This window comes from Massilia soli, assembly GCF_016809835.1.
GTDB classification, from domain to species: domain Bacteria; phylum Pseudomonadota; class Gammaproteobacteria; order Burkholderiales; family Burkholderiaceae_D; genus Telluria_A; species Telluria_A soli.
In genome coordinates, this window is sequence record NZ_JAFBIL020000001.1 from 883,512 (window position 1) to 901,065 (window position 17,554).

General features: G+C 63.1%; 14 protein-coding genes. 7 read left to right on the forward strand and 7 right to left on the reverse strand.

The features are described 5' to 3' along the window. Positions 1–17: 17 nt before the first annotated feature. Complete coding sequence (locus tag I4X03_RS04025) at positions 18–503, reverse strand: asparaginase domain-containing protein (RefSeq protein ID WP_223465943.1); 486 nt, start codon at positions 501–503, stop codon at positions 18–20. A 154-nt stretch (positions 504–657) separates the two neighbouring features. Between I4X03_RS04025 and I4X03_RS04030 the strand changes: the two genes are divergently transcribed. Beyond that, positions 658–1,413 (forward strand): L-asparaginase, encoded by a 756-nt coding sequence (locus tag I4X03_RS04030; RefSeq protein WP_223465946.1) that lies wholly within the window; start codon positions 658–660, stop codon positions 1,411–1,413. 294 nt (positions 1,414–1,707) lie between these two features. On the opposite strand, the gene I4X03_RS04035 is transcribed toward I4X03_RS04030, so the two are convergent. Beyond that, the gene (locus tag I4X03_RS04035; RefSeq protein ID WP_223465948.1) at positions 1,708–2,706 is read right to left on the reverse strand and encodes a D-2-hydroxyacid dehydrogenase family protein; all 999 of its coding nucleotides are present in this window, start codon (positions 2,704–2,706) and stop codon (positions 1,708–1,710) included. A gap of 359 nt (positions 2,707–3,065) precedes the next feature. On the opposite strand from I4X03_RS04035, the gene I4X03_RS04040 reads away from it, so the two are divergent. Continuing rightward, positions 3,066–4,934 (forward strand): phosphoenolpyruvate carboxykinase (GTP), encoded by a 1,869-nt coding sequence (locus I4X03_RS04040; protein ID WP_223465950.1) that lies wholly within the window; start codon positions 3,066–3,068, stop codon positions 4,932–4,934. A 79-nt stretch (positions 4,935–5,013) separates the two neighbouring features. Here I4X03_RS04040 and uvrA read toward each other — a convergent pair whose 3' ends face one another. Beyond that, positions 5,014–7,872 (reverse strand): excinuclease ABC subunit UvrA, encoded by a 2,859-nt coding sequence (gene uvrA / locus I4X03_RS04045; protein ID WP_223465951.1) that lies wholly within the window; start codon positions 7,870–7,872, stop codon positions 5,014–5,016. Between the two features lie 280 nt (positions 7,873–8,152). Here uvrA and ssb point away from each other — a divergent pair, with 280 nt between their 5' ends. From ssb to I4X03_RS04070, 5 genes are all read left to right on the forward strand, one after another. Further along, on the forward strand, positions 8,153–8,656 hold the full coding sequence (ssb, locus tag I4X03_RS04050; RefSeq protein WP_223465952.1) for a single-stranded DNA-binding protein: 504 nt from the start codon (positions 8,153–8,155) through the stop codon (positions 8,654–8,656). A gap of 450 nt (positions 8,657–9,106) precedes the next feature. Beyond that, complete coding sequence (locus tag I4X03_RS04055) at positions 9,107–9,721, forward strand: PEP-CTERM sorting domain-containing protein (RefSeq protein WP_223465953.1); 615 nt, start codon at positions 9,107–9,109, stop codon at positions 9,719–9,721. A 121-nt stretch (positions 9,722–9,842) separates the two neighbouring features. After that, positions 9,843–10,469, forward strand: a complete 627-nt coding sequence (locus tag I4X03_RS04060) for a DUF4254 domain-containing protein (protein WP_223465955.1) — start codon at positions 9,843–9,845, stop codon at positions 10,467–10,469. Then, a complete protein-coding gene (locus I4X03_RS04065) occupies positions 10,466–11,290 on the forward strand; it encodes a glycosyltransferase family 2 protein (RefSeq protein ID WP_223465957.1) in 825 nt (274 codons plus the stop codon). Before I4X03_RS04060 ends, I4X03_RS04065 begins: the two co-directional genes overlap by 4 nt. Next, a complete protein-coding gene (locus I4X03_RS04070; protein WP_223465959.1) occupies positions 11,287–12,372 on the forward strand; it encodes a glycosyltransferase family 9 protein in 1,086 nt (361 codons plus the stop codon). Before I4X03_RS04065 ends, I4X03_RS04070 begins: the two co-directional genes overlap by 4 nt. A gap of 35 nt (positions 12,373–12,407) precedes the next feature. On the opposite strand, the gene I4X03_RS04075 is transcribed toward I4X03_RS04070, so the two are convergent. The 4 genes from I4X03_RS04075 to I4X03_RS04090 form a co-directional block, all read right to left on the reverse strand. Next, on the reverse strand, positions 12,408–13,448 hold the full coding sequence (locus I4X03_RS04075; RefSeq protein ID WP_223465961.1) for a glycosyltransferase family 9 protein: 1,041 nt from the start codon (positions 13,446–13,448) through the stop codon (positions 12,408–12,410). Between the two features lie 79 nt (positions 13,449–13,527). After that, positions 13,528–14,883 (reverse strand): N,N-dimethylformamidase beta subunit family domain-containing protein, encoded by a 1,356-nt coding sequence (locus I4X03_RS04080; protein ID WP_223465963.1) that lies wholly within the window; start codon positions 14,881–14,883, stop codon positions 13,528–13,530. A 28-nt stretch (positions 14,884–14,911) separates the two neighbouring features. Next, positions 14,912–16,597, reverse strand: coding sequence for a carbamoyltransferase family protein (locus I4X03_RS04085; protein ID WP_223465965.1), 1,686 nt, complete (start codon positions 16,595–16,597; stop codon positions 14,912–14,914). Positions 16,598–16,778: 181 nt separating this feature from the next. Then, positions 16,779–17,381, reverse strand: a complete 603-nt coding sequence (locus I4X03_RS04090) for a PEP-CTERM sorting domain-containing protein (protein ID WP_223465967.1) — start codon at positions 17,379–17,381, stop codon at positions 16,779–16,781. Positions 17,382–17,554: the final 173 nt, after the last annotated feature.

The window sequence follows — 17,554 nt, forward strand, 5'->3', positions numbered from 1 at the left end:
TTATCCGCCGATCTGACTTACAAAGGCTGGAACACGCCCGCCGCGCGGTTCTTGGTCACGTTATTCCACGTGAACACCTGCCCGTTCATCGCCACATACACGCCCGGCGGCAAGGTCTGCGCCACGCCCGTTGCAAAGCCCAGGTTGAACAGCGCATCCGAGTTGGCAATCTCGTAAGGAATCATCGCGCCGGTCAGCACGATCGCCTGCTCCAGTCCCGCATTGCCCAGCACCTCGGCGGTTTCCTTCATGGTATCGGTGCCATGCACGATCACGATCGCTTTCTCTTTGGCGCCGCGGCATGAGGCGAGCACGCGCTGGCGGTCCTCCTCTTTCATATCCAGCGAATCGAGCAGCGGCAGCACTTCCAGTTCGACCGGAATCGTCATGCGCGTGCGCGCCAGCACCTGCGGAAGATGGCTGTCGGAGAAGCCGAGGATGCCCGTCAGTTCGTCGTAGTGTTTGTCGAAGGTGCCGCCGGTGGCAATGATGCGCAAGCTCATAATGGTCGTATCGTAGTTGGGTAAAAGTGGCTTATGATAGCCGTTACCACAGCTGCTGTCGAAATACGCGGCGATGATGTTTCAGGTTGTGACCGGGCTGGAATCCCCGATACCCCATCAGTACACTGATCCTTTATTTTTCCCGGCTTACCCGATGAAAGCGCTTGCTCCAGGTACTGTTATTTTCCACCGCCATCGCGGCTACGGCGTCATCACCCACGTCAACCTGCTGACCGGCTGGATCTCCGCACGCTTCGGCTCCGAAGCGCGTACGCTCGACCTCAACCTGTCATCCGATGAAGTGCAGCACGCCGACGGCGAGCCGATCCTGTTCCGCCGCGCGCCGCCCGACCGCATGCCGCATGCGCGCCTGATGGCGATGGTGCGTTCGCTGCATGAGGCCGGCTACGAAAAGCTGTACCTGTACTCCTGGCCCAAGCCATCCGGCTTGCACTGGCGCTGGCACTTGTTCACCGGCCAGCGCGACTGGATGCAGCGCCCCTGGCGCGAGGGCTGGTATGGGTCGGGCGCCGACTACAACGTCAACCCGGTGATGGGCTGGGGCGATACGCCGGGCGCCACCACCGAGGAGCTGGTGCACGCGCTGGCCAAATTCGATCCGCAGGGATTGGCGCAGGCCCTTGGCCGCGATGAAGACCACAGCGCGTGGTTTGCCGATGTTTGCGACGCGCTGCTGCCCGGCTACATGTACAGCCTCGATATGGAGAAGCCGGTCGCGGGCGGCTTGCGCGATACGCCGCCAGTGCCGGTGATTCCGGTACGCGCCACCTTGCCAGCCTATAGCGGGCCGGCGATCGGCTGGCCGCCGGGCTGGGCCGGCCTGTGGACGCGCGCGCATGTGATGCCGGCGCCAAAGATCCGCCTGACGCCGCAGGAAGAAGAGCGCTGACATCCCGTCCGGAATATTCTTGTTGACAGTGCGATCGCCTCAATCGGGTTCGGGGCGCTCAAAGAAATCGCGACATTGAGACTGGAAATGCAAGACTTAACGTCGCCCCTTCGAAGGCAGGGGCCAATGCTCGGCACGATTCGTATGGGCCCCTGCCTGCGCAGGGGCGACGTTGGCCTGCATTGCCGATTTCCTTGTGGCTGTCGCTTCTGAAACGACGCTTGGCTGCCGAGCGATTCGGGTAAAGCAGAATATTCCGGACAGCAGTGCGCCTGCGCGGGAACGGCGCCAGCGCTAGAGGCGCTGCTTGCCCAGCGCTTGCGGATTCAGGATATTGCTCGGCTCGCCCCTGGCGAAATTGACCAGGTTCTCGAATGCCGCGCCAAAGTACATCTCGTAGCTGTCCTGTTCAACATAGCCGATGTGCGGCGTGGCCAGCACGGTCGGAATGCGCAGGATCGGCGCGCCCGCCGCCAGCGGCTCGCTGGTGAACACATCGAGCGCGGCGAAGCCAGGGCACCCCTCGCCAAGTGCCTGTTCCAGCGCACCCTCGGCCACCAGTTCGGCGCGGCTCGTGTTCACAAACAGCGCGGTGCGCTTCATGCGCGCCAGGCGCGCGTGGGTGACGATACCGCGCGTGCTGTCGGCCAGGCGCAGATGCAGGCTCAGCACATCGGCGCGCTCGAACAGGTCGTCGCAACTGGCCGCCGCTTCAAAGCCATCGGCCACAGCCGCCGCCCGGCTCGTTTCGCCGCCCCATACCAGCACCTGCATCCCGAAAGCCTTGCCGTAGCCGGCCACCATGCGGCCAATTTTTCCGTAGCCCCAGATCGCCAGCGTCCGTCCGCGCAGCACCGTGCCCAGTCCGTTTAGCTGCGGATTGATGGAGGCGGTCTGCCACAGCCCGTCCTTCAGGTTGCTTGCATACGGGACGATTTTGCGGGTGGCCGCCATGATCAGCGCCCAGGTCAGCTCGGCCGGCGCCACCGGCGAGCCGGTGCCTTCCGCGATCGCGATCCCGTACTCGGTCGCCGCCTCGACATCGACATGCCCGCTGACCTTGCCGGTTTGGGAAATCAGCTGCAGATTCGGCAGGCGCGCCAGCAGCGCGCGCGGGAAAGCGGTGCGTTCGCGGATCAGCACCAGCGCGTCGTAAGGCGCCAGCCTGATCGCCAGCTGGCCCAGTCCGCGTGAGGAATTGGTGAATGTTTTGACCTCGTAGCCGTCCAATAATCTGAAACACGCGAGTCCGCGCGCGCTGTCCTGGTAATCGTCGAGAATTGCAATTTTCATGGGAGATGCCAGATGTTGAGCTTGCCTACGTAGGTAAATAACAGGTTTCGTGAGTATCGAAATAGCTTACTACTTTAGTCGGGCATTATTCCTACATTTTTGTGGGTTTTGCATATTAAACGACTAATAGCGGGTGTACAATCGCCCTCTAAAATCGGGATTTGCCCGGGCCGGAGGCCCTCCAAATCCCTGCAACACCCAAGTCCACCAGCCTCGTCAAAGAGGTTGGCGACATGACCGCCGTACCGCCGGACCATCGGATCGCCTTCCCGTTCCAGCAGTCACGTGCGCAAGAGCTCTCCAGCTGACGACGATCTGCCGTACAGGACCAAAGAATTTTAATTGGCATTGGAGGTACTATGAATCAGCCCGTCATGGGCGGCGTTGCAGCACTGAACGTCCCAGCTTACATCAAACATCAAAAGCTCATCAACTGGGTCGCCGAAGTGGCGGCCCTGACCAAGCCTGCGCGCATTTACTGGTGCGACGGCTCGCAGGAAGAGTATGACCGCCTGTGCGGCGAGATGGTCGCGGCGGGCACGATGCAAAAGCTCAACCCAGCCAAACGTCCCAATTCTTACCTTGCCTGGTCCGACCCGTCGGACGTGGCCCGCGTCGAAGACCGTACCTTCATCTGCTCGGAAACCAAAGAGCAGGCCGGCCCGACCAACAACTGGACCGACCCGGCCGAGATGCGCCGCACCCTGCACGGCCTGTTCGACGGCTGCATGGCCGGCCGCACGCTGTACGTGGTGCCGTTCTCGATGGGCCCGCTGGGTTCGCCGATCGCCCACATCGGCGTCGAGCTGTCCGACTCGCCTTACGTGGCCGTCAACATGCGCATCATGACGCGCATGGGCAAGGCCGTGTACGACGTGCTGGGCACCGACGGCGATTTCGTACCGTGCGTGCACAGCGTTGGCGCGCCTTTGCGTGCCGGCCAGCAGGACGTGTCCTGGCCGTGCAACCCGACCAAGTACATCGTGCACTACCCGGAAACCCGTGAAATCTGGTCGTTCGGGTCCGGCTACGGCGGCAACGCGCTGCTGGGCAAAAAGTGCTTCGCGCTGCGCATCGCTTCCAACATGGGCCACCAGGAAGCCGAGCAGGGCGGCGCCGGCTGGCTGGCCGAACACATGCTGATCCTCGGCGTCGAGTCGCCAGAGGGCAAGAAGCACTACGTCGCGGCGGCGTTCCCATCGGCTTGCGGCAAGACCAACTACGCGATGCTGATCCCGCCGACCGGCTTTGAAGGCTGGAAAGTCACCACCATCGGCGACGACATCGCCTGGATCAAGCCGGGCGCCGACGGCCGCCTGTACGCGATCAACCCCGAGGCAGGCTACTTCGGCGTGGCGCCGGGCACCAACGAGAAGACCAACTTCAACTGCATGGCATCGCTGCGCGAAAACGTCATCTTCACCAACGTCGCGCTGACCGACGACGGCGACGTGTGGTGGGAAGGCATGACCAAGGAAGCGCCTGCGCACCTGGTCGACTGGCAGGGCAAGGACTGGACGCCGGCGTCCGGCACCAAGGCCGCGCATCCGAACGCGCGCTTCACCGTCGCGGCAACCCAGAACCCGGTGATCGATCCGGCCTGGGATGACCCTGCCGGCGTGCCGATTTCGGCATTCATCTTCGGCGGCCGCCGCTCGACCACCGTGCCGCTGGTAACTGAAGCGCGCGACTGGGTAGAGGGCGTGTACATGGCCGCGACCATGGGTTCCGAGACCACCGCCGCGGCTGCGGGCCAGATGGGCATCGTGCGCCGCGACCCGTTCGCGATGCTGCCATTCATCGGCTACAACATGGGCGAGTATTTCAAGCACTGGCTGAATCTGGGCAAGAAGGTTGGCGAGCAGCATGGCAGCGATGTGCTGCCAAAGATTTTCTGCGTGAACTGGTTCCGTACCGATGCGGATGGCAAGTTTGTCTGGCCTGGCTTTGGCGACAACATGCGCGTACTGAAGTGGAAGCTCGATCGCATCGAAGGCACGGTTGGCGGAACCGAGAACATCTTCGGTACCACGCCGCGTTACGAAGACCTGAACTGGAACGGCATCGCCTTCACGCGCGAGCAGTTCGAGCAGATCACGTCGATCGACACCGATGCCTGGATGGAAGAGCTGAAGCTGCATGACGAGCTGTTCCAGAAGCTGGAAGGCAACGTGCCGCAGGAGCTGGCCAAGGCCAAGGCAGAGCTGGAGAAGCGCTTGGCGGCGTAACCGGCCTGCACTTCCTCAAGTGAAAAAGGGACTGCTTTCGCAGTCCCTTTTTTTGTGCACGCAATTCGGTGGATACCGCTTACTTCGATTTCACCTTCAACAGCGGCCCGAGGTACTTGCCGGTCACGCTCTCCGGATTGGCCGCCACTTCTTCCGGCGTGCCGCTGGCGATGATCCTGCCGCCGCCCGCGCCGCCTTCCGGCCCGAGGTCGACCAGCCAGTCAGCCGTCTTGATCACGTCGAGGTTGTGCTCGATGATCACCAAGGTATTGCCCTGGTCGCGCAGGCGATGAATCACCTTCAGCAGCAAGTCGATATCGTGGAAGTGCAGGCCCGTGGTCGGCTCATCGAGGATGTACAAGGTGCGGCCGGTGTCGCGCTTGGACAGCTCGAGCGACAGCTTGACCCGCTGCGCCTCGCCGCCCGACAGCGTGGTCGCGCTTTGCCCCAGCTTGATGTACCCAAGGCCGACATCGAGCAGCGTTTGCAGCTTGCGCGCGATAACCGGCACCGGCTTGAAGAATTCGTGCGCGTCTTCCACCGTCAGGTTCAGCACTTCGGTGATATTCTTGCCCTTGTACTGCACTTCGAGCGTTTCGCGGTTGTAGCGCTTGCCGTGGCAGACGTCGCACGGCACGTACACGTCCGGCAGGAAGTGCATTTCGACCTTGATCACGCCGTCGCCCTGGCATGCTTCGCAGCGCCCGCCCTTGACGTTGAACGAGAAGCGCCCGGCGCTGTAGCCGCGCTCTTTCGCCGTCGGCACGGTAGAGAACAAATCGCGGATCGGCGTGAACACGCCGGTGTAGGTGGCCGGGTTGGAACGCGGCGTGCGGCCGATCGGCGCCTGGTCGACCGAGATCACCTTGTCGAAGTGCTCAAGCCCGCTGATCGACTCGTGCGGCGCAGGCTCGGTCTGCGAGCCATACAGGTGGCGCGACAGGGCAGGGTAGAGCGTGTCGTTGACCAGCGTCGACTTGCCCGAACCGGATACGCCTGTCACGCAGGTCAGCAAACCGACCGGCAGCTTGAGCGATACCTTCTTCAGGTTGTTGCCGGTCGCGCCCGTGATCACCAGCTGGCGGTCGGGATTCGACGGGTGGCGCTTCTTCGGGACCGCGATGCCGAGCGTGCCGTTCAGGTATTTCGCGGTCAGCGAGTTCTTGTTCTTCAGGATCTCCTTGACCGTGCCTTCGGCGATGATCTGGCCGCCATGCACGCCGGCGCCCGGACCCATGTCGACGACGTAGTCGGCGGTGCGGATCGCATCTTCATCGTGCTCCACCACCAGCACGCTGTTGCCGATGTCGCGCAGGTGCTTGAGCGTTTCGATCAGGCGGTCGTTGTCGCGCTGGTGCAGGCCGATCGACGGTTCATCGAGCACGTACATCACGCCGGTCAGGCCCGAGCCGATCTGCGACGCCAGGCGGATGCGCTGCGCTTCGCCGCCCGACAGGGTGTCGGCGCTGCGGTCCAGCGACAGGTAGTCGAGGCCCACGTTATTGAGGAACGTGAGGCGCGAGACGATCTCCTTGATCACGCGGTCGGCGATGTCCTTCTTGGCGCCCTTGAGTTTCAGCTTTTCGAAGAACTCGAGGCAGTCGCGCAGCGGCTTGTTGGCCACTTCGTAGATTGCGCGCTGCTGCTTGCCTTCGCCGACCTTGACGTAGCGCGCTTCGGTGCGCAGGCGCGCGCCGTCGCACGACGGGCACTGCTTCTCGTTGATGAACTTCGACAGCTCCTCTTTCACCGCCATCGAATCGGTTTCGCGATAGCGGCGCTGCAGGTTGGTGACAACGCCTTCGAACGTGTGCTCGCGGATCACGGTGCGGCCACGCTCGTTCACATAGGTGAACGGAATCGAGGTTTTGCCCGAGCCGTAGAGGACTGCTTTCTGCGATGCTTCCGGCAGCTTTTCGAACGGCTCGTCGATGTCGAATTCGTAGTACGCCGCCAGGTTCGACAACATCTGGAAGTAGAACTGGTTGCGCCGGTCCCAGCCCTTTACCGCGCCCGATGCGAGCGACAGGTTGGGGAAGGCGACGATGCGCTTCGGGTCGAAGAACTCGATGTGGCCAAGGCCGTCGCATTCTGGGCAGGCGCCCATCGGATTATTAAACGAGAACAGGCGCGGCTCGAGTTCCTGCAGCGAGTAGCCGCATTCGTTACAGGCGAACTTGTTGGAGTAGACGTGCTCTTCCCCGCCATCCATCTCGAGCACCACGGCGCGGCCATCGGCCAGGCGCAGCGCTGTCTCGAAGCTTTCGGCCAGGCGCTGCTTGATCTCGTCGTTGACCTTGACGCGGTCGATCACCACGTCGATGGTGTGCTTTTCGGTTTTCTTCAGCTTCGGCAGGTCGTCGATCTCGTAGATCTTGGCCGCGTGCGTGCCGCTCTGGATGCGGAAGCGCACGAAGCCCTGCGCCTGCATGCCCTCGAACAGGTCGGAATGCTCGCCCTTGCGGTTGGCGACCACTGGCGCGAGGATCATCAGTTTTGTATCGGCCGGCATGGCCAGTACCGCATCGACCATCTGCGACACGGTTTGCGCGGCCAGCGCGTTTTCCGGATGGTTGATGCAGTAGGGCGTGCCGACGCGCGCGTACAGCAGGCGCAGGTAATCGTGGATTTCGGTGACCGTGCCGACTGTGGAGCGCGGGTTGTGCGAAGTGGCCTTCTGCTCGATCGAGATGGCCGGCGACAGGCCTTCGATCATGTCGACGTCGGGCTTTTCCATCAGCTGCAAAAACTGGCGCGCATACGCCGACAGCGATTCCACATAGCGCCGCTGGCCTTCGGCATACAAGGTGTCGAAAGCAAGCGAAGACTTGCCCGAACCGGACAGCCCGGTGATGACGATCAGCTTGTTGCGGGGAAGGTCAAGATTGATGTTCTTGAGGTTGTGCGTACGAGCGCCGCGAATGCGGATTTGTTCCATGTATTTTTGCCTTTGATGGTCAGCCACATACTATAGCCGCGATTCACTTCGGACGTTCCGGGCTGCTTCGATTGGCTGAGGCCGTAAGCGGGGGGAGAGCATATTGAGATCGCTCAGGAATCTATCGCGGGGTACTGTATATAATACCAGTATTCATGCTCCCTGCAAACGCATGTTGAGTGCACAATATTGAGTGCTTTTCACTGGATGGCTGACATATAATCGTCGTTTAGGGATAAATCATCGCGTCGCGCGCCGTCGCGTTCATTAGGAGTAATACATGGCATCAGTGAATAAAGTCATCATCGTCGGCAACCTGGGGCGCGATCCGGAGATCCGCTACATGCCGAGCGGTGACGCCATCGCCAACATCGCCGTCGCGACCTCGTACAAGTCGAAGGACCGCAACACCGGCGAGCAGAAAGAGCTGACCGAGTGGCACCGCATTTCGTTCTTCGGCCGCCTGGCTGAAATCGTTGGCCAGTACCTGAAAAAGGGCTCGTCGGTCTATGTAGAAGGCCGCCTGCAGACCCGCAAGTACACCGACAAGGACGGCGTCGAGAAGTACGCAACCGACATCATCGCTGAAAACATGCAGATGCTTGGCGGACGCCAGGGCATGGGCGGCGACGCTGGCGGCGGCATGGACGACGGCGGCGGCTACGATGCACCACAGCAGAGCCGTCCAGCGCCACAGCGCCAGGCCCCTCCGGCACCGGCCGCGCGCCCGGCGCCGCGTCCGGCACCGAATTTCTCGGATATGGATGACGACATTCCGTTCTAAAACGTACCTGACGTACGGAAATAACCAAACCCCTGCAACGTTTCGGCGCTGCAGGGGTTTTTTATTCGCGGGAAAGCGCCACCGACGGTCGCGCCGCTGAAGCCAAAGTAACGGTGCCGGTCGTCGATGCGCGCTGCCAGCAAGACAAGGTCATGGTCTGCAAATCCAACGGCGGCGGCACCAACGCGCCGACGCAAGTGTGGGTATCACCGAATGCGGTACCGACGCACCTTCAGTCTGAAGTGTCACTCGAAGCATTCAGCTGATTGTCTGAAGCCATATCGCAACCCGGCACTTCGGCTGGCCGGGTTTTTACTGCTTCTAGACAGAAAAGATGCGTACGCTTACACTCCTGGTTGTTGTTATTTATGAAACTACCCCAACCGCATAAGTCTCGTCCGATCGCGTTGATAGCGTCCGGCAGGGCAACCACGTATAGGAAACGTCACGATGTTCAGCCGCCTCGCAACTCTGCTTTTTGCATCTCTTTTATTGACCTGCGCCCCATCCTTCGCGGCACCGATTACGATTGATTTTGAATCCTACCCAGGCCTTGACGGAAAGTTGGGCACGTCGGATGACGTCCCTGCCCACAATATGATCTGGCGGCTTAGCGATGAATTTGCAACGATGGGCATTACGTTCGTCCGTGGCAGCCTTCACCAAAGTGGATTCTTTGATGGGAATCCTGCAAATCATTTCCTAAGCTCTGACAACCCGATTATTTCATTAGGCGTGCCGGTCTTTGGTATCAGTATGATGAGCAAGTCGTACTGGGATGCGACGTTGACAGCCTATGGCGCGTCCGGAAACGTTCTTGCGATCCATCGCCTCGAACACTTCGGCCCCGGTACCGCGATGATGGAGGGTTTGTTGTCCGTCACGACCTCCGAAGCCATCGCCAGCTTCTCGATTCTGCCCGATCGGCCGAACTATATTCTTAACCTCGACAACCTTGTCCTCGACGTTGTCGACGTCCCCGAGCCATCGAACATGTTGTTCGCTGGCCTTGGCCTTCTCGGGCTGGTCATGCGCGCGAAGCGTCGGCCACGTCCTTTCGCGTAACCAGCAGGCGCTTGGGGCACATCAATGATGTCCCGGCCGCGCAGAACTTCAGCGCATCAGTATTTCTCCAAGCTTGGCACGGTTGCATTCGCAGCCGCTCAGCCTTGCAAGGAGAATACCCATGCTGGAGGATCTCGAGGCCCTGTCGATCGCACATTTTCATGATGCCAAGCTGGTCGATCCCGCATGGCCGAATGCGGCACCGCCGCACGCGCTCGACGGTGCGTGGCGCTGGATCGATGCCAACCATCGTTTCAATGGATTGTTGTGGAACGAGGAAGACCGTGCCAGGCGCACCGACGTCGAGCCAGCCGAGATAGCCGCCAGCAAACGCCTGATCGACCGGCACAATCAGTTGCGCAACGACGCCGTGGAGGCGATCGACGAAGTGGTTCTTCAGCTACTCGGCAACACCATGCGCTCGCCGGGAGCGCGCCTCAGCAGCGAAACTGCCGGTGCGATGATCGACCGGCTGTCGATTCTGTCGCTCAAGATATTCCATATGCGCGAGCAAACCCGGCGTCACGATGCCGGCGCCGATCACATCGACACCTGCAACACCAGGCTGCGGCGCCTCGCCATGCAGCGCGCCGACCTTGCCTCTTGCCTCGATAACCTTCTTGCGGACGCGCGTCTGGGCCTTGCCTACTTCAAGGTCTACCGCCAGTTCAAGATGTACAACGATCCCGCGCTCAATCCCTACCTGTATGCGCAGCAAGCCTCGGCACCGGGCAAGGCGGCACCATGAGCAGCGAGGCGGTGATCGATGTCCTGATACCCACCTGTAACCGGCCTTGCGCGCTCGCGGTTGTTCTCACCGCATTGTCGTCGCAAAATTTCGAGCGCTTCCGCATCATCGTTTCAGACCAGTCGGAGGATGATGGTGTGTTCTTAACTCCCGAGGTGGTCGCGGTGACGCGCGTCTTGCGCGCGCGCGAGGTGCCCGTACTTACCCTGCGCAACGTGCCGTGCCGCGGCATGGCGGAGCAACGCGCATTCCTGCTGGCAGCCGTTACCGGCCCGTATTGCCTGTTCCTCGATGACGATGTCATCCTCGAACCTGACCTGCTGCAACGCCTGTACGCCGCGATTCGCGAACAGCAGTGCGGGTTCGTCGGCAGTGCGCTGCATGGTTTGAGCTACAGCGCCGAACAACGGCCGCATCAACAGCACATCGAGTTTTGGGAAGGCCAGGTTACGCCGGAAATCATCACTCCGGACTGCGCCGCCTGGGCGCGCCACCATTTGCACAGCGCTGCCAACCTGTATCACGTCCAGTCGGCGCTGAAGCTGGCGCGCGAAGACACTCGGCACTATCGGGTCGCCTGGGTAGGCGGGTGCGTGCTGTTCGATACGGCCAAACTGCGCGACGCCGGCGGTTTCGACTTCTGGCAGGAGCTGCCGCCCGAACATTGCGGTGAGGACGTTCTGGCGCAGCTGCGCGTGATGGCGAAGTATGGCGGCTGTGGAATCATTCCCTCCGGCGCTTTTCACATGGAACTGCCGACCACGGTCCAGGCGCGCCGATGCGATGCGCCGCGAATGCTGCTCGCAGCGCGAAGCGCATGACGCGCGCTTCGAACAGCACCATTCCCGGCGTGCAAAAAATTCTGGCGCTGCGGCCCAACGCTGTCGGCGATTTCGTGTTCGCATTGCCGGCGCTGCACGCGCTGCGCTTTGCCTATCCAGCTGCGGAAATCTGGTATGTCGGCAAGCAATGGCATGCTGACTTTTTGCTGGGCCGGCCTGGTCCCATCGACCGGGTCGTGGTCGCGCCGCCGATACCCGGCGTGGGCGCCCACCCGGAGGCAAAGGTGGACCAGCTCGCGGTGGATGCGTTTGTCGTTGCGATGCGCAGCGAAGGGTTCGACCTTGCGGTGCAGATGTTCGGCGGCGGGCGCTATTCGAATCCGTTCATCAAGCGGCTCGGCGCGAGGGTGACCGTCGGTGCGCGCACGCCCGATGCCGAGCCGCTCGACAGGTGGATCGCTTACGGCGACTTCAACAACCGCCGCCTCGAGATGCTGGAAATTGCCGCGCTTGCCGGCGCGACCATGTGGCGCACAGGACGCGAACTACAGGTCACCCAAGGGGACCGGGTTCAGGCGGCGACGGCGTTTCCAGTGCCGCCTTCTGCGCGCGTGGTCGTCGTGCACCCAGGTTCAAGCGACCCGCGCAGGCGCTGGCCTGTCGAGCGTTTTGCGGCTGTCGCCGATGCGCTGGCGCAGGCGGGGGCGGTCATCGCCGTCAATGGAACTCGCGACGAGTCTGCCCTGGTGCAGGGTGTGATCGGACACATGCGCAACGCGGCGATCGATCTCACTGACGCGCTGTCGTTGTCGGGCCTGTGTGGAGTGATCGACCGCGCGGCGATGGTGCTGTCGAATGACTCCGGTCCACTGCACCTGGCGCTGGCGATGGGCACCCCATGCGTGGGTGTGTACTGGCTGACCAACCTGATGGAGGCCTGTCCCCTGCGCCAGAACATGCATCGCGCCGCGATGTCCACAAGAATACATTGCCCGGTTTGCGGCCAAGAGAACCGCAAGTCGCGGTGCGAGCACGACGTCTGCTTTGTCGACGATGTCCCGGTTGAGCATGTCAGGGAGATGGCACTGGAGTTGTTTGAGTCAACGATGTTACGCACCTGAGCTTGCCAGCCCGCGCGCAGGCAACGACACGGCGGCTACACACCGCACAGCAGCACCCGCGCGTGCTCCAGAACCTCATCTGCCCGCTCACCTGCCGGATCCCACAGGCACTTGTGATGCTGCTGATCGAGCGGCGCCCAGCGCCGTATGTCCGCTTTGCTGAAAATGACCACGCTGCGCAACCTGAGCCCTGCAGCAATATGCGAGACGCCGGTGTCGTTGCACAGCAGAAGTCTGGAACGGCTCATCAGCGCAGCCATGGCCCCGATGGACATCGGGACGGCGGCGTCCAGCGCAGGCGTGCGCATATGCCGCGCCACCTCGGCGGTAAGGGCAGCTTCATCCGCTGATCCTGTCAGCACCACCTGCAGGCCAAACTCGGCGGCAAGCCGGTCAGCGACCTGCGCAAACAGCTGCGGCGGCCAGCACTTGTCGCGCCAGCGCGCTCCCGGGTGGACGCACAGGTATGTTCCGGCCCTGAGGCCGCTGGCGATGCCGCTTGCGGCAAGCTCCCGTTCGTCTGCATCCGTGATCGGAAACTCCAGGTGCACGCCGATTGTCGGCGCACCGAGCTGTTGAGTTAGTTCAAGCAGCCGCAGTGGCTCCGGGCCGCAGTCCGGGTAGGGGTAGAAGTAATCGTCCTTGCCCGCCGGGCGCATTGGAATGCCGAAACCGGCAACGCAGCGCGCGCCGAACGACTGGACAATCGCATTGGTGATCTCGCCGCTGCCGTGCAACTGCAGGGCGAGGTCGAACTTATTGCTGGTGATTGCCGCGTAGAAGGGCGCTACGAGGCGGTCCTGTACCGGCTGCTCCGGCAGGCCATGGTGGCCAGGATAGGCGAGGAAAGCATCGATGTAACCCGCAAAGCGCCCGGCAAACTGCGTCGCCCAGGGCAAGCCGACCAGCACGATCCGTGTGGTCGGCAATGCGGCGCGCAAGGCCCGCAGCGCGGGAACGGCGCACAGCATGTCGCCGAGCTGAAGGGCGCGGAAGATGACGAGGGAACCGGGTGCGCGATCGGCCACGCAGAGGTGGGAATTAGCGCTGGTGCGAAGCGTATGTTCGGCGTTCATTCATTGCCTCCTGCGCCGAAGCGCGCTTGGTTCTGCTCTTCGGTTCGACCGGCACGGCCAGCCACAGTTCAGTTGATGTTCAATTTTCCTGTAGCCGGTCAATCACGTTGCGTGTGATGGTGTCGACGCAGGGTTCCTGCATGGTGCCAAGCACCCGCGCCCAATCGGTGGTGCCGGCGCTGAACACCGTGCCGCCGTTGGCGTACAGGCCGATTGCCGCGGCATGGATGCCGCCGCGCTCTGCTTCCGGTTCGCGGCGCGGCAGCTCCTGCCACCCGCGCCCGAGCACGCTTGCGGCGAGGAGCGCGAAGCCTGCGGGCGTCGCGCCGCGCGCGCATGGTGGTGACAGCGTGGCGCGCCGCTTGCGATGGTCGAATGCCGCGATCGGCATGCCATCGCATTCGTAGCCGATCAGCGGCGGCCTGGTGTGGGCGCCGAACGATTGGCCGTCTGCCAGGCCGGTTCCCGCAAACACCCAGTGCGCCGCCTGCTGGACGATGTAGCCATCGGTCTCGCGCGCGCCGTCCCACCAGCCGCCGCCGTGCCGGTAGCTCAGGCCGCTCAGCGAATCTTCAGGCCGGCCCACGCCGCTGGCGGGCCACCAATGGTCGCGCGCACCGTCCGGGCCGCCCTGGTGGCAGACCATCGATGCGCCGTCATCGACCAGCCGGACGCGCCACCAGCAGGTATTGGCGCCGAAGATGGCGACGTTGCCGCCCCGCGCGATGAACGATTCGACGGCGTCGCGTTCCGGCTCGCTCCAGTATTCGTCGTGCCCCGCCGTGAGCAGGAGGCGGTGGCTGTCGGGAACAGGTTCGCCGTGAGCGAAGTCGAGGCCGGTGCAAAAGTCGGCCGCATACCCATTGCGCGTGAGCCAGCGGATGAACGGCGCGTCCCAGTGGGCGAAGGTCTGGCGTGGCGAACCCGGGTCGTAGTGATCGGGCGCGCACCAGACGGCGCCGCCAATGCCGCCGCCGGGCCGCTGGAAGCAGACCTTTCCGCCCGGAGGGTCGGCCGACCATGGTGGGTTGTTGTAGAAGCAGCCGCCGCCGCTGAAGTTGTAGGCGTGGTAAGTGGCGAGCGGCAGCTTGTACAACAGCCGGGCCTCGCCCATGCCGCGCACGACGAACAGGACGGCCGCGCTGCTGGCGGCGAGCGACGGCGCGGCGCCCCGTCCGTCGTCCAGGAAGGCGAGGTAGACGGCGGACGGCCAGTTGCCTTGCAGCTTGAACGGATAGGCGGGCCAGTCCCAGTCATCCGCTGGGCCGCGTGGTGCAGCATATTTGCCCGGCATCCAGCCGGTGATGTGCACCGGCACGAGTTCATCGGACCATCGGTAGAACAGCACGCGGAATCGGCGCGCCGTCGTCGATATGTGCAGCACCAGCGTGGCGCCCCGGGCGATGCTGGCGCTGGCAGGGTATCCGGCGATCATCCACAGGCCCGCGGCATGGAGCAGGCTCTCAGGCGACAGCGGGTGGTTCGCGCCGCTTGCGGATCAGGTAGGGCGGCATGGCCAGCGCGTGGATCGGCGTGTTCCGGAACGTTTCCAGCGCCTCGGCCGGCGTTTCGACGATGGGTTCTTCCTTTCGGTTGAACGAGGTGTTGAGCAGTACCGGTACGCCGGTGCTTGCCTCGAAGGCGTTTAGCAATGTCCACAGCAGGGGGTCGTCGTCATCGCCGACTGTTTGCAGCCTTGCGGTGAAGTCGACGTGGGTTACCGCCGGCAGCACCGGCGCGGCATCCTGGCGCACCGGGGCCGCGAACTGCATGAAGGGAGACGCCCGCTGGATGCCGAAGTAGGCGCTTGCGCGGTCAAGCAGCACTACCGGCGCCAGCGGCCTGAACCACTCGCGCTGCTTGACCTCGGCATTGATCCAGTCGCGCATGCGCTCGTTGCGCGGATCGCCAAGAATGCTGCGGTGGCCAAGCGCGCGCGGGCCGAATTCGCTGCGGCCCTGGTACAGCGCCACCACTTTGGCGTTGCTCAAGAGCCCGACCAGCTGCTGGCAGAGGTCGGGAAGTTGGTCGATTTTTGCCACCACCAGGTCGTCGGCGCCGTGCAGCGCTGCCGCGATATCGGCTTGCAGCGGTTCGGGGCCGAGGTAGTCGTGGTGCCAGCGAAAGTCGCAGCGTGCACCGGCAAGTTCGGTCAGGCCATAGATGGCGCAGCCCAGGGCAGTGCCGGCGTCGCCTGGTGCCGGTGGAATGAAGACGCGCTTGAAGGGTGTTTCGCGCAGCAGGCGGTCGTTGGCAGAGCAGTTGAGTGCGGTGCCGCCGGCGAAGCACAGGTTGTCGGCGCCGGTGTGGCGGTGCAGCCAGCGTGCCACTTCGAGCAGCGCTTCTTCGAACGCGCGCTGGCCTGCCGCAGCCAGGTTGGCGATGGCGTTGAAGCGGGCCCCGCTGGCCGTGGTGTCGTAGCGATATCGGCCGCGTTCGCGCAGCACCTCGCGCCACTGGCGCGGAATGCCGACGTGGGGGCCGGAGACATCGAGCGGCGGCAGCCCGGCAGCGCCGGCATCGCCATGGGGCGCCAGGCCCATGACCTTGCCTTCGCTGCCTTCGCCGGAAAACATGGCCTGGGTGAGCATGAAGTAAAACATGCCAAGGCCGGCCAGGCGGTTGTCGTCGCGGTCCCACAGCTGTTTGCCGATGCACTCGACGCGCTTGCGGTCGGCCCGGTAGAACGATGACACCTCGCGCCAGTGGCCCGGCGTTTCGGCGGCGCCCGCCCAGTGTTCGGTAAAAGTGGACGCTTCGCTGCCCTGGCCATCGATGACCATGACCGCGGCGTCGGCGAACGGCGAGGGATGGAACACGCTGTACGCGTGGGCCAGGTGGTGCGACAGGTGCGCGCGCCTGCAGCCGGGGGCCAGGCGCAGCGATGCGCCAAGCTCTTGCTCATAGTGCGCGAGGTGGCGCAGTTCAGCGTCGGATGAATAGCACTCGACCAGCACGTCGATCTCGCGGTCCAGTCCGGGCAGGCGCGGCCGGTAGATGCTGGCGATGTCGCCTTGCTTGCCCCAGTGATGCTTTTTACGGGTCAGGCGTTCCTTCTGGATCGCCCATAATAGTGTTGAGCCCTGCATCAGGCAGGCGCTGGCGTCTTGCGTGCGGTTGACGCCCAGTACACGCGGTTCGTTTGTCATGTTGTTCTCGTCGGGGCCCTGCCTGGCGGCCGCGCAGCTCGGCGGCGGCGATACCAGTTGGAGCAGGCGCGAGAGCTTTAGTTCGCATCGCTGAAGCCGAATCAGCAGTCGGATTCGGCCGCGCGAGGACGTAAAAAAGCCCGCGCGGAGCTCCGGCGGGCTGATGCTGGCGCGGTGCGTTTCAGGCCGGCTTACGCGCTGCCCTGCGGCGGTACGCCAACGCAAAACCGAGCGCGCCCAGGCCGACCAGCAGCAGCGATGCCGGTTCCGGTACTTCGCTGGCGCTGACGTCGGCGTCCAGTGTGTTGAGCGTGAACATCCAGCTCGACAGGCCGCCTGTGTTGTTATTGAACTGAAGATCGGCAATGCCGGCCGCCGACAGCGAGAAGGCGCCGCCGAATCCGACGAAGCCGGTCTGCAGCAGCTCGCCGGCCGTGTTGAACGCGGAGAAGTAGGTGTGGCCGGCGCCCGACAATTCGACACCCTCGTTGAAGAAGTTGAACGATACGTCACTGGCAAGGCCATCGAAACGCAGGTTCAGGATCTGGGCGGTTTCGTAATCGCCGCCGGCGCTGTTGGTCAGGCCAAGGCTGTCGAATCCGCCGATCACCGGCGCACCGCCCGGGCCGGGTCCGCCGATCAGCGAGAACGTCACGCCCGGAATCTGGTTGGTGATGGCGGTACCCACCGCGAAATCAGCGAAATTGATGGAAACAGGGGCCGCGATGGCGCTCGACGCGAAGCACGCGGCCGCGCTGATCATCCCGATGGCTTTCTTGAACATGACATACCTGCAGATAAGTTTGATAAATGCATAAAAGCAATTTTTATGCCCTGAATCGGATGTTGAATGAAATCAAGCCCTTACCGCGCGCGTCCCTCGCTTCGCCAGGCTCATCTGTAAGATTCGTCGACATCGCTGCACAGTGGCATTGCCGGCGGTATGATGTCCACACT